18 protein-coding genes and 2 pseudogenes are annotated in these 19,817 nt (G+C 66.6%); 10 read left to right on the forward strand and 10 right to left on the reverse strand.

Annotation, left to right across the window (positions count from 1 at the left end; translation table 11 throughout):
• Positions 1–406 precede the first annotated feature (406 nt).
• A complete protein-coding gene (locus OG206_RS00865; protein WP_327111120.1) occupies positions 407–808 on the reverse strand; it encodes a hypothetical protein in 402 nt (133 codons plus the stop codon).
• Positions 809–926: 118 nt separating this feature from the next.
• Between OG206_RS00865 and OG206_RS32545 the strand changes: the two genes are divergently transcribed.
• The 4 genes and pseudogenes from OG206_RS32545 to OG206_RS00880 all read left to right on the forward strand — a co-directional run.
• Positions 927–1,343: an IS30 family transposase gene (locus OG206_RS32545; RefSeq protein ID WP_442805779.1), complete on the forward strand. Its 417-nt coding sequence runs from the start codon at positions 927–929 to the stop codon at positions 1,341–1,343.
• A gap of 113 nt (positions 1,344–1,456) precedes the next feature.
• Positions 1,457–1,615 (forward strand): annotated as a pseudogene (locus OG206_RS00870) (IS5/IS1182 family transposase); the annotation flags it as partial.
• A 61-nt stretch (positions 1,616–1,676) separates the two neighbouring features.
• Positions 1,677–2,881, forward strand: a protein-coding gene (locus tag OG206_RS00875; protein ID WP_327111122.1) for an IS3 family transposase whose coding sequence is annotated in 2 segments (ribosomal slippage) — positions 1,677–1,968 and positions 1,968–2,881 — 1,206 coding nt in all. Because the reading frame shifts where the segments join, the coding sequence is not laid out codon by codon here.
• 31 nt (positions 2,882–2,912) lie between these two features.
• Positions 2,913–3,509 (forward strand): annotated as a pseudogene (locus tag OG206_RS00880) (transposase family protein); the annotation flags it as partial.
• A gap of 73 nt (positions 3,510–3,582) precedes the next feature.
• On the opposite strand, the gene OG206_RS00885 reads toward OG206_RS00880, so the two are convergent.
• Positions 3,583–4,728 (reverse strand): SMI1/KNR4 family protein, encoded by a 1,146-nt coding sequence (locus tag OG206_RS00885; protein ID WP_327111124.1) that lies wholly within the window; start codon positions 4,726–4,728, stop codon positions 3,583–3,585.
• Positions 4,729–5,401: 673 nt separating this feature from the next.
• On the reverse strand, positions 5,402–6,667 hold the full coding sequence (locus OG206_RS00890; protein ID WP_327111126.1) for an APC family permease: 1,266 nt from the start codon (positions 6,665–6,667) through the stop codon (positions 5,402–5,404).
• 137 nt (positions 6,668–6,804) lie between these two features.
• On the opposite strand from OG206_RS00890, the gene OG206_RS00895 reads away from it, so the two are divergent.
• Entirely contained in the window at positions 6,805–6,951 is a 147-nt protein-coding gene (locus OG206_RS00895) for a hypothetical protein (protein WP_327111128.1), read from the forward strand.
• 350 nt (positions 6,952–7,301) lie between these two features.
• On the opposite strand, the gene OG206_RS00900 is transcribed toward OG206_RS00895, so the two are convergent.
• Both OG206_RS00900 and OG206_RS00905 read right to left on the reverse strand, forming a co-directional pair.
• Entirely contained in the window at positions 7,302–8,138 is an 837-nt protein-coding gene (locus OG206_RS00900) for an oxidoreductase (protein ID WP_327111130.1), read from the reverse strand.
• Positions 8,135–8,764: a TetR/AcrR family transcriptional regulator gene (locus OG206_RS00905; protein ID WP_327122145.1), complete on the reverse strand. Its 630-nt coding sequence runs from the start codon at positions 8,762–8,764 to the stop codon at positions 8,135–8,137. Before OG206_RS00905 ends, OG206_RS00900 begins: the two co-directional genes overlap by 4 nt.
• 262 nt (positions 8,765–9,026) lie before the next feature.
• Between OG206_RS00905 and OG206_RS00910 the strand changes: the two genes are divergently transcribed.
• Positions 9,027–10,097: an alcohol dehydrogenase catalytic domain-containing protein gene (locus OG206_RS00910; protein WP_327111132.1), complete on the forward strand. Its 1,071-nt coding sequence runs from the start codon at positions 9,027–9,029 to the stop codon at positions 10,095–10,097.
• Positions 10,098–10,216: 119 nt separating this feature from the next.
• Here OG206_RS00910 and OG206_RS00915 read toward each other — a convergent pair whose 3' ends face one another.
• Entirely contained in the window at positions 10,217–10,912 is a 696-nt protein-coding gene (locus tag OG206_RS00915; protein ID WP_327111134.1) for a response regulator transcription factor, read from the reverse strand.
• Positions 10,913–11,126: 214 nt separating this feature from the next.
• On the opposite strand from OG206_RS00915, the gene OG206_RS00920 reads away from it, so the two are divergent.
• The 3 genes from OG206_RS00920 to OG206_RS00930 all read left to right on the forward strand — a co-directional run bounded on the left by OG206_RS00920 (position 11,127) and on the right by OG206_RS00930 (position 14,714).
• On the forward strand, positions 11,127–12,854 hold the full coding sequence (locus OG206_RS00920) for a sensor histidine kinase (RefSeq protein WP_327111136.1): 1,728 nt from the start codon (positions 11,127–11,129) through the stop codon (positions 12,852–12,854).
• A 292-nt stretch (positions 12,855–13,146) separates the two neighbouring features.
• Positions 13,147–14,052: a universal stress protein gene (locus OG206_RS00925; protein WP_327111138.1), complete on the forward strand. Its 906-nt coding sequence runs from the start codon at positions 13,147–13,149 to the stop codon at positions 14,050–14,052.
• Positions 14,049–14,714 carry a CBS domain-containing protein gene (locus OG206_RS00930; RefSeq protein WP_327111140.1) on the forward strand — a complete coding sequence of 222 codons (666 nt, stop codon included), beginning with the start codon at positions 14,049–14,051 and terminating at the stop codon, positions 14,712–14,714. The genes OG206_RS00925 and OG206_RS00930 overlap by 4 nt, the downstream gene beginning before the upstream one ends.
• Before the next feature lie 69 nt (positions 14,715–14,783).
• Here the strand turns inward: OG206_RS00930 and OG206_RS00935 are convergent, their stop codons facing one another.
• Positions 14,784–15,233, reverse strand: a complete 450-nt coding sequence (locus OG206_RS00935; protein ID WP_327111142.1) for a universal stress protein — start codon at positions 15,231–15,233, stop codon at positions 14,784–14,786.
• A gap of 219 nt (positions 15,234–15,452) precedes the next feature.
• Between OG206_RS00935 and OG206_RS00940 the strand changes: the two genes are divergently transcribed.
• Positions 15,453–16,325, forward strand: a complete 873-nt coding sequence (locus OG206_RS00940) for a universal stress protein (RefSeq protein ID WP_327111144.1) — start codon at positions 15,453–15,455, stop codon at positions 16,323–16,325.
• Between the two features lie 15 nt (positions 16,326–16,340).
• Here the strand turns inward: OG206_RS00940 and OG206_RS00945 are convergent, their stop codons facing one another.
• From OG206_RS00945 to OG206_RS00955, 3 genes are all read right to left on the reverse strand, one after another.
• Entirely contained in the window at positions 16,341–17,324 is a 984-nt protein-coding gene (locus OG206_RS00945; protein WP_327111146.1) for an Acg family FMN-binding oxidoreductase, read from the reverse strand.
• A 29-nt stretch (positions 17,325–17,353) separates the two neighbouring features.
• Positions 17,354–18,289, reverse strand: a complete 936-nt coding sequence (locus tag OG206_RS00950; RefSeq protein WP_327111148.1) for a universal stress protein — start codon at positions 18,287–18,289, stop codon at positions 17,354–17,356.
• Positions 18,290–18,385: 96 nt separating this feature from the next.
• The gene (locus OG206_RS00955; RefSeq protein ID WP_327111150.1) at positions 18,386–19,753 is read right to left on the reverse strand and encodes a nicotinate phosphoribosyltransferase; all 1,368 of its coding nucleotides are present in this window, start codon (positions 19,751–19,753) and stop codon (positions 18,386–18,388) included.
• Between the last annotated feature and the right edge of the window lie 64 nt (positions 19,754–19,817).

Raw genomic sequence — 19,817 nt, forward strand, 5'->3', positions numbered from 1 at the left:
CACCCCGGCAGTGGACGCATGGGCCGGCACCCCGCTCGTGCCGGCCCCCCTGGGAGTTACCCTCACCATCGTGTGACGGGCTTCTGCCGTGAGCTCGAGCACATACGGCGCGAGTCGCACACCCAAGAGCGGCCGACCGCGCCCATTTCGCAGCCCCTCACAGGCGGCGAAGTATCGTCAGTCGCGGCAGAGACCGGGTCCCCGCGAGGTGAACGCGGGTTGCAGGTGGGCTGTGGGTCACAGCCAGAGTGCTCGCCTTTGTCAGGGAGGCACTGGGCCTTCAGGAGCTGTTCCTGAAGGCCCAGGTCGCTTCCTCGCCGCATACTCAAAAGATCGATCTCCGGCTTACGAAAGCCGCTATACGGCCTGACTCAAAGCCTCTTGAGATCTTCGATGCGGCGGAAAACTACATGTAGGTCCAAGCGCTGCAGTTGTGGTAGTACAGCCCTGATGTGGTGTAGAAGCAAACCTGAAAGCGCCGGATATCCTTGGAAAGGTTCGCGGAGCTGGAGCCGTTGAATATCGGCCCGCGGGATTCCGAGGAACCGTCTACATAGTCGACGTGCACCAGGGCGCCCTCGGAATCACCGCTCCTGTAGTCGGCGCCCCAGATCCAGCTTGCCGCACCGCTGCCCGGATTATTGTCCGCCTGAGCCTCGACCGTGGCGCCGCCCCACGTGGCCATGGCGGAACGCGACGTCTGGGCAGCAGCCGAAGCGGACTGCGGAGCCGCGAAGCTTACGCCGGCACCCACGGCAGCCAAAGCTGCCACTACCGCAGCTGCCCGAGTGAGCTTTTGCAGAATCATTCTCTACCTTCAATCAAGTCTTTGGATCCGCGACTCAGCGGCGGTCCCTGGACAGACGACGCGCCTGCCACTCCCTCAACGAGGTCCAGCTCCTCGTAGGTTCACGATTTCCCAGGCAATGATCCTGATCAGCGACCGGCCGGCAGAGGGCGAGGGCCGGGCCATGCCGGAACACTGGGAAGGAGACCTCGTCATCGGCAGACAAAACGGCTCGGCCATCGGGACTCCTGTCGAGCGTTCTCCCTCTGCCTCACGCTGGTGCACCTCCCGACGGCCACGCAGCAGGCAGGTCCGTGACGCGCTGATCGAAACCTCCGGGACACCACCTGCCGACTCCCGGCGTTCCCTGCCTGGGACCAGGGCATCGAGATGCGACGACATCTGGAGTTTCACCGTCGCGGCATACGTCGCGGTCTGCTTCTGCGCCCCGGCCAGCCCTTGGCAGCGTGACTCAGTCGAGAGCACGAACAGCCTGCGGCGGCAGTACTTTCCCAAGTGCTTCGACCTGGCCTGGCACACTCACGGCGACCAATGAGCTTCTTCGAGTTGGCCACCGATCGGGTGATGGGCCGTGAAGCGCAACGAACGAGGCCCCCGGGCTGTTGATCGAGATGTCTGACGTCTCAATCTCGTTGCTTGGGGGCCTCGTTGGTCATCCATCCTGCCGCACTCGACCTGCCGCATGCACTCGTGGAGTGGGTCACCATGCTGGTTGTCACCCGTGAGGGCGACCGGCGCTGCAAGCTCCGTCCGTCTCAGCGGGCGATGGTGGCACTGGTGTACCTACGAGAGCACACCACTCGGGCCTTGACCCCTGATGTTGGACACACGAGACACTGGATCCTGCGGATCTGAGAACGGACATCTCGTGGTGATGAAGAACTACCCGCCGCAGTTCAAGGCGGACGCGGTCGCGCTGTACGAGTCGCGGCCCGAAGCGACGATCAGGTCGGTCGCCGCCGATCTGGGGATCAACCCGGAGACGTTGCGGAACTGGGTTCGGGCAGCCGGAGTAAGCCGTCCTCGGGGACGGCGGACGCAGGAACCCTCTCAGCCGCCGGCCCCGCTGGAAGTGGAGAACGCAGCCTTGCGGAAGAAGGTCCGTGAGCTGGAGGAGGAACGGGAGATCCTGCGCAAAGCGGCGAAGTATTTCGCCGGGGAGACGCGCTGGTGAACCGCTTCCAGTGTGTCGCCGACCTCCAGCGCCGTCACGGCGTGAAGCGGCTGTGCAGCATCCTCGGAGTCAGCCGCTCGAGCTTCTACTACTGGCAACGGACGGCCGCCGACCGGGCCGCCAGGCGGGCGGCTGATGCCCGCCTGGCGGCCCGGATACGGGCGGTGCATCAGGAATCGGACGGCACTTACGGCGCCCCCAGGATCACTGCCGAGCTTCGCGAGGAGAACGGTGAGGCGGTCAACCGCAAGCGGGTCGCCAGGATCATGAGGGTGTCCGGGATCGAAGGAGTCCGCCTTCGCCGCCGGCACCGCACCACCGTCCCAGATCAGGCTGCGGCCAAGGCCCCGGACCTGATCGGCCGCGACTTCACAGCGGACAGGCCGAACACGAAGTACGTCGGCGACATCACCTACCTGCCCATCGACGGCGGGAAGTTCTGCTACCTGGCGACCGTCATCGACCTCGCCTCGCGCCGTCTGGCCGGCTGGGCGATCGCCGACCACATGCGCGCGGACCTCGTCACCGACGCCCTGGCCGCGGCGATCCGCACCCGCGGCAGCCTCGCCGGATCGATCATGCACACCGACCACGGAGCCCAGTACACGAGCAGAGCATTCGCCGAAGCATGCAGGTCAGCAGGGGTTCGGCAAAGCATGAGCGCGGTCGGTTCCAGCGCGGACAACGCACTCGCCGAATCCTTCAACGCGACCTTCAAACGCGAGACCTTGCAGGGACGAAAGAGCTGGCCAGACGAGCGTGAGGCGCGACTCGACGCCTTCAGATGGCTCCACCGCTACAACACCCGACGCCGACACTCCCGCCTCGGACAACGATCACCGATCGCCTTCGAGAACGCCTTCCACCTCACACCAACTACGCTGGCACAAGCCGCATAAGCCGTGTTCAGGATTCGGGGTCAAGGCCCCTCTTGCGAAGATCGCCGCCGGGTTCGGCATCAGCGAGTCAACCGCCCACGCCTACACCAGCACGGTCGTCGACCTGCTTGCCGAACGAGCACCGGGTCTGCTCAAGACGCTGCGCGAGCACGATCCCGACTTCGTCCTGCTCGACGGCACCCTCGCCGAGTGCGACCGTGTCGGCGACGGCCGGGCCGACTACTCACACAAACACCGGCGCCACGGCGTGAACGTGCAGGTCGTCACCGACCCCGGAGGCCGGCTGCTGTGGCTCTCGCCCGCCCTGCCGGGCCGCACACACGACCTGACCGCCGCCCGCACCCACCGGATCATCCGGATCTGCGAGCGCCAGGGCGTTCCCATTCTGGCCGACCTCGCCTACCAAGGTGGCGGACCGTGGCTGACGACCGGCATCAAACGCAAGCCACTCCAGGAACTTACTCCCACCGAAAAGAGCCTCAACCGGGCGCTGGCCGCAGCACGAGCGCCCGTTGAACGCGGTGTCGCGATCCTTGCGTCCTGGCGGATCTTCCGCAGGTCCCGGTGCAGCCCCAACCGCATGACGTCAATCGTCAAGGCCATCCTCACGTTGGAGCGGCAGCGCTGAAGAAGCTCAGTGAGCGCTTCGCCTGGCGATGACCGCCGCATGAAGCACTTACGCGGAACCGAAACCCCTGGGGTCAGTCCTGATCTTGGGTGTACTGAGCCGCGTACCAACTGGAGTCGATGGCGGGGTTGCGCAGCGTCCCCCAAAATCGGTCGTCAGGTATCGGTGGCAGTGGCGGATTGCCCAAGTCCGCATGCAGGTCCGCACGCCAGTCGAGAGTGAAGTGGCTCCGGGTCTCCGCGCTCTCGCACACGGATCTGTAGGGGGATCCCCAGAACCCGAGGGCTATTTTCTCCGCGGCCCACCTGCGAGTAACGTCTCGGCCGGTGTCGGCCTGTGCGAGCACCGCGCGGAGTCGCAAGGCGAGCGGGCCGGTTTGGTCCGGCTGCGGTAGGGCCACACCACGCTCCCACGCGTCCAGGGCTGCCTTGACCTCGGGGTAGTTGTTCAGCCCCGATTCGACCGCCAGTCTGCGCAGCTGCTTCCGCGCGGCCTCAACCACCTGCTCATACGGCAGGACTGCGATCAGCGCACCGAGTTCCTCATGCCCGTCCAGGTGGCTCACGTGGAGCAGGTCGGTGGGACTGTAGGACAGACCCAGCTCTGGCAGCTGCTCATCCGGTCCGGGAAGGGGCTCGTCGGCACTGCAGTCCGGCCTGGCAGGCAGAGGCGCCTCCCAGAACAGTCGGCCGTTGAAGGTGACGACACCAGCCTCCTGGCCGCGCTCAAGCGTGTCGGCCAATTCGGTCAGATACCCACCCAGCGAGTCGGCCTGCCCGAAACTGGTGCCGGTCTCGTCGAAGAATCGCCCGATCGCGCCGAAGGAGTCCCGCCCTGTACGGCAATCCATCAGAAGACCGTCCGACGTCACGTCGTAAGAACCGAACTTCACGTAGTCGTGAAGCCAGTAGCCCTCGGTCTCCCCGTCGAGGCCCTGGTCGATGCCGCGCATGAACCCGGTGTCCCCGAGGATTCCGCTCACTCCGAGCAGCCGGTCGCCCGTACTGAACCGGAAAGCCTCAGGTCCCTCCAGCGCCCCGTTGTGCCGTCGGAGTGAAGCGACCAGGTCCGGAGGAAAGGCGACCCCCAGTTCCTGTTGCGCTGCTGCGATCTCCTCGTCTCCTGCGGGCGGCCGAAGCGTGGCAAAAGTGCGGGGCGCGTGCTCGCGCAGCCAGCCGTCTATGCGAGTCCATGAGTCCTGGACCAGGTCTGATGTCATAGGGCCGACCTTAGAGCCAGCGGCTGACAACAGCTTGATCGTCGCTCACCGGCCTTGCCGCCGGGTTGGCGTTCAGGCCGGTAAGCACGAGTGGACCCTTGTCCCGGCTCACCAAGCTGCTGGCACCGGACGCTGCAGCCGCCCACTCGACACTGAAGCGCTCAGTCGCATTCACCCGATCGGTGGCCAACTCGAAGAAGCTCAATGAACACCGTCGCGTCCGAGCTCACCGGGCGGCCACACAGAACGCTCGGCCGGCGGACCCCGGTCGAGCGCATGCCCGCACTCCTCGCGGCGTGACTGAGTACCTGTCAGGTCCCCAGTCAGGTCCACTGCCGGCTGGCTTTGTTCACGAGAATGGGTTCTGGCTCAGGTTGCGTGATCCATGCACTGTGAGTGACGACTGGACTCCCTGCGTGCCTCGGGAAGTTGCCTCAAAACGAGCCGTGACGGGAGTGGGTGGGCCGACAATTCGGGGCTGTGAATGAGATCTTGCTCCGGCTGGAGGGGTTGCTGTTCCCGTCCGATCGCGAACGTCGCAGTGCTGTCGGTCGACGTGAACATCGCGATAGTGCGTGTTGATGTGCGGTGAACCGCCGCAGGGACCGGCGGGCAGGGGCCCGCGAGGTTCTGCCCGGCGCCGACCGGACCCGCCCGTAGCCGGACCGCCCCGTCAGGCGCGGCGAGTGGCCGCCTTGCGCAGGCCGTAGGCGGCGGCACCGAACGCCATCACCGCAGCTCCCCACAGCACTGAGGCCGGCGGCAGGGCGCAGGCCAGGACCAGGCAGCCAGCGGTGCCGGTGACTGGCACGATCCTGGCGGGGCGGCCCTCGTCACGGGTGAGAGTGAGCGCGGAGGCGTTGGCGATGGCGTAGTAGGCCAGCACGCCGAAGGAGGAGAAGCCGATCGCTCCGCGCACATCCGTGGTGGCGGCCAGCACGGCGACGACAGCGCCGACCGCGAGTTCGGCGCGGTGCGGCACCTTGGAGCGGGGATGAACGGCGGCCAGGACATGCGGCAGGTGCCTGTCGCGGGCCATCGCCAGGGTGGTGCGCGAGACCCCCAGGATCAGCGCCAGCAGCGACCCGAGCGCCGCGACGGCCGCGCCGACGCGTACCACCGGAGCAAGCCCAGGGACGCCGGCGGTGCGCACGGCCTCAGCCAGCGGAGCGGCGGCGTGGGCGAGCCGGTCCGGACCGAGGACGGACAGTACCGCGAGCCCGACGGCCGCATACATCACCAGCGTGATGCCCAGCGCGAGCGGGATCGCGCGCGGGATGGTCCGCTTCGGGTCGCGGACCTCCTCTCCGAGGGTGGCGATGCGCGCGTAACCGGCGAAGGCGAAGAACAGCAGCCCGGCCGCCTGGAGCACTCCGCCGAAGGTGGCGTCCGCGCCGATCCTGAGCCGCGCGGTCTCGGCGGCTCCACCGGTCAGGCAAACGGTCACCACAGTGGCGAGCACCGCCAGGACCAGGGCGACGATCCCACGCGTCAGCCACGCGGACTTCTGCACCCCCACATAGTTCACCGCCGTCAGCGCCACCACCGCCGCGACCGCGATCGCGTGCGCCTGGCCGGGCCACACGTAGGAGCCGACGGTGAGAGCCATCGCCGCGCACGAGGCGGTCTTGCCGACCACGAAGCCCCACCCGGCCAGGTATCCCCAGAAGTCACCGAGCCGCTCACGGCCGTAGACGTAGGTGCCGCCCGACCGCGGGTAGCGCACGGCCAGTCGCGCGGAGGAGGTGGCGTTGCAGTACGCCACCACCGCGGCCAGCGCCAGGCCCAGGAACAGCCCGGACCCGGCCGCCGACGCGGCCGGGGCAAGCGCGGCGAAGATCCCCGCGCCGAGCATCGACCCGAGCCCGATCACCACGGCGTCGAACACGCCCAGACGCCGCCTCAGCTCCCCCGCTTCGGCAGACGCCACCGTACCCATCGCTCGCTCCTCCACCAGGGGCCCAGCGCCATTGCGGATTCCTGTATCGGCGCACGATATAGGAACACGGCGTCGGGTAGCCGAGGAGTACCGCCCCCGCCCCGCCGCGGTACACACCGGCCTCGCACCCTAATGAAATGATCTCCAGGGTGATCGGATCACTCCGGGAGCGTAGATCGCGGGGTGCGGGTGGCTCGGCCGAAGCCGTGGTGGTCGAGGACGAACTGTGGGCGGTGATCGAGGTGCTGCTGCCGAAATTCGAGTCGCCTGGCGCGGCAGAGTAATCAGGAGTTCGCATCGCAGGTGACCGGAAGTCTCCGGCAGGTGGGACAGGGAGTGCCAGAGGGCCGGCCACAGGTAGTGGGTGCCGTCGGGCGCCGCGTGGCTCGCATCCACACTGGTTCCAGCCGCTGACTCAGACCGAGGTCACCTGCCCGCTCCTCCAGCCGGAACAACTAGGAGGTAACAACGGCGTTCAGCTCGCGAGGCAAGGGCTGCTCGAAGCGCATCGCCTCAGGTGCCCAGCAGTAGCTGCACGGTGTGGACACAGTCCGGACCGCGCTCGTCCGGGGCATCCCGCAGGTTCGTCATGCCGTCCGCGGCTCTGCACCAAGAGGCATGCCGGTGGAGGCGGTCATGCGGCGGACCTGAACTGCAGGCGCAGGTAGGTGTCGAAGACTCGGGCGCCGAGCAGGCGCCGGAGATGAATGAGCGCCTTGGCCGCGGGCGTGACTACGTAGCGGATTTTGGGCCGGGAGGCGGTGGCGGCGTGCTCTATCGCCTTGGCGACGGTCTCGGGTGGTGCGGACAGAGCCGTCGAGGTATAAGACCTGGCCATCTGTTGGTCGGCAGCCGCGTTCAGTGCCGCGTAAGGGCTACTCGGAACGGCGGACTCGGCCAAGGTGTGGGCTGCGGTGTCACCGAAGGAGGTGCGGATCAGACCAGGCTCGATCAGGCTGACCTTGACGCCGAAGGGCGCGACTTCGAAGCGCAGGGCGTCGCTGAGGGCCTCCACCGCGTACTTGCTGGCGTGGTAGTAGCCGCCGACAGGGAAAACGATCCGTCCACCCATCGACCCGATGTTGATGATCCTGCCGTGGCCCGCATCGCGCATGCCCGGGAGGACGAGCTGCGTCATACGGGAGAGGCCGAACAGGTTTGTCTCAAACTGGCGTCGCACACCGTCCAGCCCGGTTTCCTCGACTGTTCCGTACTCGCCGTAGCCGGCATTGTTGACGAGGACTCCCACCGAGCCGTGCTCAGCCTGCACGGCCTCGACGGCGTGGGTCATGGATTCCTCGTCCGTCACGTCCAAGGGCAGAATGCGGGCCCCCGCATCGGCCAGGTCGGTCAGTGTCTCGGGTCGGCGGGCAGTGGCGTAGACGGTCAACTCCGGTCTGCGCGCCAGTCGAAGGGCGGAGGCGCGACCGATGCCCGAGGAAGTTCCAGTGATCAGTACAGCTGTGGTCATGACGGTTCCTCGATGTGGTTGTTCTCTGCGGATTGGACATGTGTGTCGTCCAGGCCGGCGACAAGCAGTGCCACTCCGCTGCGCAGCCGCCGAACGGGAGCGGCGGCGTCGCTGAGGTCCGCCTCCAGACCGCGGGTGAGAGCCAGTAGGAGTTCGGCTACTTCGTTTGCATCGGCGTTCGCGTGTTCGGCGGCGACAGCCTCGGCGAGGATGTCGCGCATGGCTACGTTGTACGCCTGAACCTGTTCGACGGAGAGGCGGGTGTCCACGCCGAGCAGTTCGGCCGCGTGTGCAGGACTTTCACGCCACAGCCGCAACGCAAGTCCCAGCTTCGCCTCCAGGACGGCGGTCAGGCGGTCGCGCAGGCTTCCGTGGGAATCCACCGCGTTTCGCGCCTCGGTCAAAGCGCCGTCGAGTAGGCGTGATGCCAGTCGGCGGAACGCGTCCTCTTTGTTGCGCACGTACTGGTAGACCCCTGGACGAGACATGCCCGCCTCGCGTGCGATGTCGTCCATGGTCGTGCGCCTGACGCCGTGGCGGGTGAAACATGCGTACGCCGCATCCAGGATCAACTCGAGTCGCTCTGCCTCCAACATGCTGACAATATTTGCATTTATTGTCAGCATGTTCAAGTCGATCTGCCTCGGTCTTTCCCCCGCACCGGAGACTGCGGTCCTGTCCTGATCACCGTGCCCGTTCACCACCGACGTCCCGATGCTCGAGGCGGAGCCCCGGCCTCGGGACGTCGCCTGCCCCTCGCACAGACCTCGCCCCGGTCAGCCGCTCAAGAGGGACACGACGGGGCCAATCGGGGACCGACCGGCCCAAGCTTTCCCTGCTCCGCATTGCGAGTCTGTTGGTACTGGCCGAGAGCGGAGGGAGCAAGCCATGAAGGCAATGGTGTTCCAGGGCAGGGACCACACATCGTGGCAGGACGTTCCTGACCCCGGCATACAGGATGGAGCCGACGCGGTGGTTCGCGTCGATGCCGTCACCATCTGTGGAACAGACCTGCACATCCTGAAGGGGGACGTACCGGAGGTGGAACCGGGAACCGTTCTCGGACACGAGGCAGTGGGCGAGGTCGTTGAGACGGGCAACGATGTGCACGGCATACGGCCGGGCGACCGGGTTCTGGTCTCCTGCATCACACCGTGCGGACGCTGCCGATTCTGCCGGGAGAACCGCTTCGGGCAGTGCCTCGGAGGCGGCGGCTGGATACTGGGGCACCTGATCAACGGCACTCAGGCCGAGTATGTGCGCGTACCTTTCGCCGAGCTGTCCCTCCACCCTCTGCCGAGCGCAGTGCGTGGCGAGGACGCCGTCCTGCTGGCCGACATATTCCCGACGGCATATGAGGTGGGCGTGCTGAACGGCAGCGTGAGGCCCGGGGACACCGTCGTGGTGGTGGGCCTGGGGCCGATCGGTCTCGCCACGATCGCTGCGGCCCGGCTGTACTCCCCGCGGCGGATCATCGCCGTGGACCTTGTGGCATCACGGCTGGAGGCCGCGCGGGCCGCAGGCGCCGATGTCACCGTCGATGCCGGCGAGGCGCCCGAGCAACTCGTCCAGGATCTCACCGAGGGTCTCGGAGCGGATGTCGCGATCGAGGCAGTGGGCGTTCCGCAGGCCTTCGAAGCGTGCACCCGCATGGTCCGACCGGGCGGACGTGTCGCCAACGTCGGTGTTCACGGCGAACCTGCGGAGCTCCACCTGGAAAGTCTCTGGTCTCGGGACGTGACCATCACTACCGGCCTGGTGGACACCTTCTCCACGCCCTTGTTGCTGGACATGATGGCAGCCGGCCGGCTCCCGGCGGTGTCGGGCCTGGTCACGCACCGGTTCGCCCTTTCCCAGATGGAGGAGGCGTATGACGTCTTCTCCAGGGCTGCCGAGACGGGCGCGCTGAAGGTGGTTCTCGGGCCTCCCACACACGACGCGGTCGCAATGTCTGTCTAGGGCATCCACGTAAGCCCTGGCGGGCGCGCGACGACGGCCGCGGCGAATGTGCCAACCTGCTCACCCTCCCGTTCACGGCCCGGGCCCTGTGAGCGCGCTGAGGTCAGGGTGAACGTCCTTCAGTCTCCCAGTTGTTCTTGATCGTGCGCCTGGGTGGCTATGACGGCAGCCTGCACTCGGCGCTCCACCCCGAGCTTGGCCAGCAGACGCGAAATGTGGTTCTTCACTGTCTTCTCGGAGAGATAGAGTTTTTTGCTGATCTGCCGGTTGGTAAGGCCTTCACCGATCAGCTCCAGTACGGCTTTCTCCCGTTCGGACAGCGCGGACAGCCGCTCGTCACCCGCGGGATGCGTCGACGCCGGGGCACGCAGCGAGTGCATGAGTCGTGTAGTGGTTGCCGGGTCCAGCATCGATTGTCCGGTGGCCACGGTACGGATGGCCGCTACCAGGTCGGTGCCCGTGATTTCCTTCAGAACGTATCCGGCCGCGCCGGCCATGATGGAATCAAGCAGTGCGTCTTCCTCGTCGAACGACGTCAACATCAGGCAGGCAAGATCCGGCAGGCGGGACCGGAGTTCTCTGCATACGGTGATTCCGTCGCCGTCAGGCAGCCGAACGTCGAGCACCGCGACGTCGGGCCGCAAGGCCGGTCCTCGATCGATGGCCTGTCGTGCGCTTGCGGCCTCCCCCACCACCGCCAGATCCGGCTCCGCGCCCAGCAGGTCTCGCAGGCCGCACCGGACGACTTCGTGGTCGTCCAGCACGAAGACCCGGATGGGCTCCTTGCCTTCCTCGCCGGCCACTATTCCATTCATTGTTGCTCCTGCAATCATCGAAGCCCCAATTTCAGGCTCAGGCGGAACGGGCCCTCGCCCAGTATCTCCCTGCGCGCCGTGTTCGGCTCGGAAGCCAACGGTCTCCCGCGGGCGCCGACGAACGTCTTTCCAGTGGGAGGAGAGCAGCGTGCGCTGGGGCACGGGGCGCCATACGGTGGGGGTGGGACATGGGCAGCCGCCCCGGGAGGATGCTGTGAGCGAAGGCGAGGCGACCGTCGACCCGACGACGCACGAGCTGCTGGACCGGCTCCAGGCCCGCATCGACGCCCCTGGTACCTCGAGGAAACGGGTGCACACGCTTCTGGAGGCGGTGCTGTCGGTTGGGCGCGAACTCGAGCTGTCCCAAGTTCTTGGCCGCATAGTCGAGGCCGCAATCTTTCTCGTGGACGCGGAGTACGGAGCTCTCGGCGTGATCGGTGAGGACCACATGCTCTCGGAGTTCATTCCGGTGGGCGTGGACGACGAGCAGTGGGCAGCTATAGGGGCACTACCGCGTGGCCACGGCCTGCTGGGGGAGCTGGTTCGTCATCCCGGCCCCTTGCGGCTGCGAGAGATCTCCGAGCACCCCGCGTCATACGGTTTCCCTCCTCACCATCCGCCGATGCACTCGTTCCTGGGAGCCCCGATCCGGGTCCGCGGGAAGGTGTTCGGCAATCTGTACCTCACGGAAAAACGAAATTCCTCGGAGTTCGACGCAGAGGACGAAGCAGTCCTCATGACCCTGGCCGTTGCTGCGGGAATCGCCATTGAGAACTCCCGCCTCTACGAACAATCCTGTCAGCGTGAACGCTGGCTGGCGGCTGGTTCAGAGGTGACGAGCAGTTTGCTTTCCGGTTGTCCGCGCGCCGAGGTGATGGGGCTGATTCTCGATCATGCACGTGAGAACGTCTCAGCGGACTTGGGCATGATAGCGGTGCCGGTGGAGGGCGCCGGCAGACTGCGGATAGCGCTGGCGACCGGTGACGACGCCGAACGGCAGCACGGGGAGTTCGTGCCCATGCGGGAGGGTTACCTCGGCGCCGTCTTCGCCAACCCGAGAGTATCGGTGACTCACGATATCGAAGAAGACCCGCTGAGCATCGCTGATGCGGCGCGCTGGGTCGGTCTCGGACCTGCCGTAGGCCTGCCCCTCGGCTCGGGAACCACTGATCCGCGCGGGGTTCTGCTTCTTGTCCGCAGGAAAGGGGGTACCGCCTTCACGTCGGAAGAATACGGCCCGTTGGAGGAATTCACCCGGCTGGTTTCGCTGGCCATGGAACTGGCGGAACGCCGCAAGGACGCCGAACAGGTGGCGCTGCTCGAGGACCGGGACCGCATTGCGCGTGACCTTCACGACCTGGCGATTCAAAGGTTGTTCGCTACCGGCATGACCCTGCAGGGCGCGCTGCGTTTCGTGACCCATCCGCAGGCAGAGCAGCGGCTGCGCAGGGCGGTGGACGATCTGGATGCCACGATCAAGATCATTCGCTCCACCATCTTCGGTCTGCGTGCCCATCAGACAGGTAGCAGCCTGCGGCAAGGGCTCCGCAGCCGGATTGCGCAGGCGGTGGAAGCGTCCTCCGGCCCACTTGGTTTCCGGCCGGCACTGCGGGTTGATGGGCTTGTGGAGACTCGGGTTCCTGTCGCTCTGGCCGATCACGCGGTGGCCGTGCTCGTCGAGGCATTGAGTAACGTCTTTCGCTATGCGCGGGCCCATTCGGTCGACGTACATCTGACCGTGTCAACCGACCGGCTGACACTCACGGTGACGGACGACGGGATCGGTATCCCGGAAAACGCGCGTTTCAGCGGATTGAACAACATTCGTGAACGGGCGCAGATGGCGGGGGGCGAAGTGAAGATCGGCGTGCCCTCAAGCGGTGGCACGCGGCTGGTCTGGACAGCTCCATTGGCGCAGAGCCAGGACGGGACCCGGTCGTGAGTACATGTCACCGTAGAGGGCTGGCACCCGCTCCGTGTCTCGGGCCTCGGCCCGCCTGATCCACACGTCGATCCGTCTCTGAGCAGCACGTGGGGGGGGACGGTTCGGTGCCTTTCATTGACCCCACTCTCCTCACACGTGTCTCCGCTGTCTCCCTCCATCATGCGCGGGGTTGCTCGGCCTCCCAGGGCCGCCTGGGCCCCCGAGGTGCCCGGTCGGCCCCTGGGACAGGCCGCGGGAGCGGTGGGAGCGTAGGAGCAAGTCGAACGTACGCATGAAGGGTGTGAGGACGATGCCGTCTCCTCCTGTGGTTGTCGGCGTGGACGGAAGTGACTCCAGTCTTGGTGCAGCCGACTGGGCAGCAGACGAAGCGCTGCTGCACGCGCTGCCCCTGCGCCTCGTCTACGCTTCCTTGTGGCAACGCTATGAAGACGTCGCGCTCTCCACTCGTCTCTCGCGTCCCGAGGGAAAGACGATGGCAGAGAACATCGTCGGCTCGACAGCGGAGCGGATCCGTCGTCGTGCCCCCGACCTGCTGGTCACGACGGCCGTGACAGGAGAAGAGCCCGTCAGCGCTTTGCTGAGCGAGGGACAGCACGCCTTCGCGCTGGTCACCGGTTCTCGAGGACGAGGCGGCATCCCAGGGTTGCATCTGGGATCAGTGAGCCTCGCTGTCGCCGCCCGAGCACAATGTCCTGCCATCGTGGTGCGAGGTGACAAGGCCGGGCTTGAGGCGCGACACGAAAGGATAGCCCTCGGTGTGGGGGACTCCCCCGTGGGTACCACAGCCGTACGGTTCGCATTCGCCGAGGCACAGCTACGGGGGTGCGGGATCGATGTGGTGCGCGCTTGGCGCTGCCCGTCGGGCGAAGCGCCCGGCCATCCGCCAACGGCCGGTGGCACTGCCTGCCCTCACGAGGCTCAGGCGTCCGCACTTCTCGATGAGGTGCTGTCCGCTGCCGTCCGCGATCACCCAGAGGTGCCGGTCCGCCGAGTGACGACGGAGGGCCCTGCGCGCAAGGTTCTCCTGGAACGCTCCGCGGTGGCGGACTTGTTGGTCGTTGGAACTCCGCGCCGGCACACGCACCCGGGCGTGCAACTGAGCGGGACCGCTCACACCGTCCTGCACCACGCCGCCTGCCCGGTAGCGGTGGTGCCCGGCAACAGTCCGGGCGCTTCCGAGGGGACTACGCCATGAAGGGCCACACGCCTCACAGCGTCAAGGACGTGATGACCCATACGGTCGTCGCTGTCGGACTGGATGCCCGCTTCAAGGAAGTTGTGGCTGCGATGAACCGTTGGCAGGTCACCGCAGTGCCCGTGCTGGAGGGTGAAGGGCGGGTCGTGGGGGTGATTTCAGAGGGGGACCTGCTGTTGAAGGAGGAACTGAGGGACGAGGACGCGACCATGGTCGGTCAGCGGGCCCGCCTTACGGACTATGCCAAGGCAGGAGCGGTGACGGCCCGGGACCTCATGTCCTCCCCGGCGGTAACGATCTCGGCGAGTTCGTCTCTGCCTGCAGCCGCTCATCTGATGGTGCACCGCCGGGTCAAGCGCCTCCCGGTCGTGGACGAGCGGGGAATCCTGAAAGGTATCGTGAGCCGGATCGACCTGCTCAAGGTCTTCCTCAGGAAGGACGAGGAACTCGCCGACGAAGTGAAGCAGGAAGTGATCGAACGCCTCTTTCCCGTCTCGCATCAGAGTATCGGCGTAAAGGTCGTGCAGGGGCGTGTCACCATCAGCGGGACGGTGCGGGACGCCTCTCTGATTCCGGTCGCGGAAAGGCTGGCCGGCGCGGTGGAGGGCGTCGTCGATGTTCACTGTGATCTCCGGGGGCCCACCATCGCAGCCCCGACGTGACCCGCGCGTCGGGTACGCCTCGGTGCCGGAATGTGAAAGACGAGGGAGCCGTTTCACCGGCCTCGCGGCTCAGGAGTGGCCGACTGGGTTCTGGACGACCACCACAGGGCACTTGGCGTGCTGAGCGCAACGCTGACTCACCGACCCCAGCATTGCTCTCGCGAATCCCCCCCGGCCTCTGTTGCCGACCACGAGCAGGTCCGCCCCGGCCGAGGCCTTCACCAAGACTTCGGAAGGGTCGCCTCGAACAAGAATTTCGCGCACCTCGGCCGGCTTGACGTCGCCGAATACTGCCCGGACCCCCTCGGAGAAGCGCAGCTGAGCACGCTCGAGGTCAAAGCCTGCCTCTGTGGCCGGCCCGGCCCAACCGACCTCTGAGGGTGTTTCCCAGGCGCACACCGCCTCCACGACAGCGCCCGTGAGCTGAGCCTGGTGCGCTGCCCACCGGAGAGCTTCCTGAGAGGGTCCGGAGCCGTCGACACCAACGACAACACGCGGAGTTGTTGAATCGCCGTCCATGACCACCTCGCCATTGAGTTTCCTCCTGCCCACATTGCCGGTGGCCAGGGCGCTGCGCCACCGGAGCGGCGGCCTCCTGTGGGCCGTCCTGGGTCGACAAGGCCTCCCTCGCTCCGGTGCGGGACCGACCGGCCCGTTGGGGTGCCCTTCCGGCCCTGCTGCGGGCCGTCGAGGTGAGCAAGGCTGGGGGCAGAGCGTTGTTCTCGTGAGGAGCGAACCATGAGCCGCATCGTCACTGCCGGAATCGACGGCTCGCAGGAGAGCCTGGCAGCCGCTGACTGGGCAGCTGAGGAAGCCGCTGTCCGCACGTGTCCGCTGCGCCTGGTGCATGTGTGGAATGACGAGACACCCCCAGGCGCCGACTATGGGGCCACGGAGACACAACAGCGCTCCACGGAGGCAGTACTCCACGAGGCCGCCGAACATGTACGCCTGACACATCCGCACGTGCAGATCGAGACACAACACGTATCAGGGTCCCCGGTGGACGAGCTGAGCAGGGAGAGCCAACGGTCCGAACTCCTGGTTCTCGGCTCTCGAGGACTCGGTGGCGTCAAGGGATTCGTCGCCGGCTCCGTCTCCTTGGCAGTCCTGGGCTGCGTGAGGTGCCCCCTGGTCCTGGTCAGAGCCCGGCCGGCCGAGGACACAGCACCGATCCGCGCAGCCGGTGAGGTGGTCGTCGGGCTGGACCTCCCGGACGCGAGCGCGGAGGTACTGAGCTTCGCCTTCGCCGCAGCCGATCGGTACCGGTGCGGGCTGGAAGTGGTTCACAGCTGGTCCCTGCCGCCGGTGTTCGGGCCCGGCTCGACCGACGTCATACCTACGCTGATGGCGCAGACAGCCGCCGAGCGGCAGCGAGAACTGGTGGCGGCACTGGCATCGTGGACCGAAGAGTACCCTCACGTCCCTGTGCGCCGGGAGTGTGTGCAGGGGCACCCGGCGCAGGACCTCGTCGAGGCTTCGGACCAGGCCAGGCTGGTCGTCGTGGGCTTGCGGCACCGCACCACGCGCCTGGGAGGCCACGTCGGGCCGGTCATCCACTCGGTACTGCACCACACGGCGTCGCCAGTGGCGGTTGTCCCTCACAACTAAGCCGAGGGCTGAGCTCTACCCTTCTACATCCAGTACGTCGCTCACCGCTCGCCGCGGGGTGGAGGGGACGACGGGGCCGTAGCCCAGCCGGAGCAGCATCTGTGGACATGCTGCGGCCGACGCGGAACGAGGGTCACGCAGCAGCCATCGGAGCTCCGGCCGTTCGAGGGCTTGAGAATTCAGAGAGGTGGACAGCCCGTCCAGGGCTGCTTGCAGAAGCACGCGCTCCATGGCCTGTCCGGCCAGGAGCCAGTCCTGCGGGCGGTCCTGAGCTGTTGCGAGTACCGCGAGGCAAGGGTGGGACTCAAAGATCGCGGAGCGGCGTTCGGGTACTGGACGCCCCAGGGCGAAATCCCTTACCGGGGCGCGGCCGTCGTAGCGGTGCGGCCCGAAGGCCTGGACAGGAATCCCGTCGGCTTCTCCGGCTCCGCTCGCCGTCCATCGCGCAAGTTCTTCACGGGCTTCGGGAGACACCGACTCGTCCTGCTGGGCTTCCGCGACGAGATCGAGTACGGCATCCACCTGCCATTCGCCGAGGACCGACAGGTTTGCGCCCTCGGACCGCGCCGCACCGCTGAGCGCGCCAAGCAAAGCGTCCGGAACCGGCTCGTCGGCGAAGGGTTCACGGCTACTTCGGCGCCTGCCGATCGCCGGATACAATTCGGACGCTTTGTCGATTTCTGCAGATTCCGTGAATTCGACGGTTGCGAGCAGTGCGGGCTCCTCCGGGTCGGGCAGCAGAGTGAGTCGAGCGGACCACCCTGCTCGTGCCGCGGCCACGCGGAGATTGAAGAGTGCGGCGCCGCAGCTGAGGTGCATGCCGCGGTTGGTTGAGTCGGTACGTGGCATGGAGCGCGTCCTGTCCATACGAAGCTGCAGGACACCGACCGCCGGCATGTAGCGAAACCGCCAGGGCTGGGCATTGTGCATGGAAGGGGCCATCGTCGCATCGCTGACCCAGGCGGTCACCGATTCGACAGAGGCCCGTTGTGCGGACATCAGGGCTCCTTCCTGGACCTGGCGCGTCCTCACGGGTGCGGAACCACGGCGACCGGGGACGTGGCGTGATGGATCACCGCGTGCGCCACGTGCCCGAGTCGGGGTCCGACGGGGAGCGGTCGCTTGCGACGTCCCACAATCAGCAGGTCGGCGGTGGGCGAGGCGTACACGAGTTCCGCCCCGGGTGCTCCCACAACGGCTTTCGTCTGAACTGATACGCCCGGGAAGCGTTGCCGCCACGGCTCCACAAGGCGGTCCAGGCTGCTCGCTATGTTGCCGGCGAGCTCCTCACCTATGCCGGGATCGGCGGTTTCGGCGTAGGCGTACATGGGCGGCAGTGACCAGGCGTGCAGGATCTGAAGATGAGAATTCCTCCTGGCCGCTTCGATAAAGCCGAATTCCAGCACGGCTTCATTGGCCTCCGCACCCTTGAGGTCGACGCCCAGAACCAGTCGACCGGTCGCCGCCTCGGTGTGAGCCTCCGGTTGCCCGGAGCGGGGTGCCTGGCTGCGAACGAGCACTACTGGCCTCTCCGACGCTGCGGCCACAGGCAGGGACGTAGTGCCGATGACGAAGCCGGTGAAGCTGTCAAGGCCCTTCGACCCCAGCACGAGCAGGTCGACACTTCCCGGCGTCTCTGCCTCGGCCAGGAGGGCTGACGAGGCGAGCCCTACGCCGGCCAGGTTCTCTGCTGTGACGGTCAGACCGGGGTGGCTCTGCTGTGCCGTTGCGGCTGCCCGCTGAAGCAACTCCTCGTACCTTCGGAACCGCTCCGAACTCTCAGGCACCGCAGAAGAAGAGGGCCACGTCTCGACGTGCTCGATGTAGGCGGGTGGAATAGGCCAGTCCTGAATGTGGACGATGCGAAGGGGGACCTCGCGCAGGACCGCCTCGGCAGCGGCCCAGTCAAGGGCGGCGAGACTTTCGGGACTTCCGTCTACACCTACAGTCACATTGCCTGGCATGTTGCCCTCCTATTGGCGCGGGATCGGTCGATGTATCCCGGATCGGCGGGGAGACACGCTCCTGGTTGCGGTCCTCTGCCGCCGGTTCGCGGAGATTCAAGGGAGCCCCGCGATCGCAGCGCGGCGCCGCTTCGCCCGTCCCTCAACACCCTCCTCGAGGTGGCGCCGAACCTCATCCGTCAGCCGTGCGAGCCGGGAGGACACACCGGGAACCGGCGGCACCGGGTCCCGCACTCGGCGTGCTTGCTGCGGGAGAGCACCCAGGTCCCTGAGATACCGGTCGTGAGCCGCCACAAGGGTGTCGGGCGCGCCTGTACGCCGACCTGCTGACATGACTCTCCGCAACAGGGGCTCCCGGCCCTCGGGCAACCGCTCGTCCGCCAGGGCGATCACGTCGTCCACCCCGTCCGCGCGCATGACCTGCTTACGGCCTGGCGCTGTGACTTTGGCGGCAGAGAGCTTCATGACCGGCTCGCCGTCGTACTCCACCAACTTGTAGGCTGAATCCAGATACGGAGCGTCGGAGGAAGTGCCCACCTTGGTTCCGACGGCGTACACGTCGATAGGTGCACCAGAACGCACCAAGTGGTCGATCCCGTACTCGTCGAGTCCCCCGCTCACGATGATGCCGACGTCTCGAAGATCCGCCTCGTCCAGGATCACGCGGGACTGCCGAGCGAGATCCGCCAGGTCACCGCTGTCGATGCGGATCGCGGAGCCAGAGCCCCGCTGCAGGGTGTTCAGAACGTGGGCTGCCGTTATGACGCCCTCTGGCGTGTCATAGGTGTCGACCAGGAAGGTGACGGGGCCTGGGCGGCTCTGTGCGAAGGCCATGAAGGCCGCGTCCTCGTCCCCGAAGGCTTCGATGTACGAATGCGCCATCGTGCCGGAGGCACGCACCTTCCACCGGAGAGCCGCAGCAACGTTGCTGGTGCCGGCGAAGCCCACCATGGTGCTGACCCGGGCCGCCTGCATTCCGGCCTCCGCCCCATGTGTCCGGCGCAGTGAGAAGTCGATGACAGGGTGGCCGTCCGCGGCGAGTACGGACCGCGCCGCCTTGGACGCGACGGTCGTCTGATGGCTGACCTGGCTCAGCAGCCACGTCTCCACGAGTTGTGCCTGGGGCAATGGTGCAGTGACCTCGAGCAGTGGCTCTCCGGGCAGGACTATTCGTCCTTCCGGCACAGCTCTGACCTCGCCCTCGAAACCTAGGCCGATGAGCGGTTGCACGTCGTGCCGATCGCATCCGAGAGCCGTAGCGAAGTCCCGCGCGTCGTCCGGAGTGACGCGGAAGTCGGCCAGGAAATCGAGAACCGGCTCCAGCCCCGCGCTGACGAGGAACCCACGCCCGGGCGGGAGATCACGGACGAAGAGACTGAAGGTCGCGTCCTTCGTCATGTCCTCGCGCAGGTAGACGAGCGCCATCGACGCTTCGTACAGATCCGTGGTTGTGGCCTGCGACATCTGCTTACCGCTTCTTCTCGAAGGGCGGACCAGCACTCCCGGAAGTGGGACTGCTGCACGCCAC

The organism is Streptomyces sp. NBC_01341 (assembly GCF_035946055.1).
In the GTDB taxonomy this organism is placed as follows: Bacteria; Actinomycetota; Actinomycetes; order Streptomycetales; family Streptomycetaceae; genus Streptomyces.

Coding starts and splice junctions, on each gene's coding strand:
- OG206_RS00865 (WP_327111120.1), bottom strand. CDS start 808: ATGATTCTGCAAAAGCTCACTCGGGCAGCTGCGGTAGTGGCAGCTTTG.
- OG206_RS32545 (WP_442805779.1), top strand. CDS start 927: ATGATCCTGATCAGCGACCGGCCGGCAGAGGGCGAGGGCCGGGCCATG.
- OG206_RS00885 (WP_327111124.1), bottom strand. CDS start 4,728: ATGACATCAGACCTGGTCCAGGACTCATGGACTCGCATAGACGGCTGG.
- OG206_RS00890 (WP_327111126.1), bottom strand. CDS start 6,667: ATGGGTACGGTGGCGTCTGCCGAAGCGGGGGAGCTGAGGCGGCGTCTG.
- OG206_RS00895 (WP_327111128.1), top strand. CDS start 6,805: ATGATCTCCAGGGTGATCGGATCACTCCGGGAGCGTAGATCGCGGGGT.
- OG206_RS00900 (WP_327111130.1), bottom strand. CDS start 8,138: ATGACCACAGCTGTACTGATCACTGGAACTTCCTCGGGCATCGGTCGC.
- OG206_RS00905 (WP_327122145.1), bottom strand. CDS start 8,764: ATGCTGACAATAAATGCAAATATTGTCAGCATGTTGGAGGCAGAGCGA.
- OG206_RS00910 (WP_327111132.1), top strand. CDS start 9,027: ATGAAGGCAATGGTGTTCCAGGGCAGGGACCACACATCGTGGCAGGAC.
- OG206_RS00915 (WP_327111134.1), bottom strand. CDS start 10,912: ATGAATGGAATAGTGGCCGGCGAGGAAGGCAAGGAGCCCATCCGGGTC.
- OG206_RS00925 (WP_327111138.1), top strand. CDS start 13,147: ATGCCGTCTCCTCCTGTGGTTGTCGGCGTGGACGGAAGTGACTCCAGT.
- OG206_RS00930 (WP_327111140.1), top strand. CDS start 14,049: ATGAAGGGCCACACGCCTCACAGCGTCAAGGACGTGATGACCCATACG.
- OG206_RS00935 (WP_327111142.1), bottom strand. CDS start 15,233: ATGGACGGCGATTCAACAACTCCGCGTGTTGTCGTTGGTGTCGACGGC.
- OG206_RS00940 (WP_327111144.1), top strand. CDS start 15,453: ATGAGCCGCATCGTCACTGCCGGAATCGACGGCTCGCAGGAGAGCCTG.
- OG206_RS00945 (WP_327111146.1), bottom strand. CDS start 17,324: ATGTCCGCACAACGGGCCTCTGTCGAATCGGTGACCGCCTGGGTCAGC.
- OG206_RS00950 (WP_327111148.1), bottom strand. CDS start 18,289: ATGCCAGGCAATGTGACTGTAGGTGTAGACGGAAGTCCCGAAAGTCTC.
- OG206_RS00955 (WP_327111150.1), bottom strand. CDS start 19,753: ATGTCGCAGGCCACAACCACGGATCTGTACGAAGCGTCGATGGCGCTC.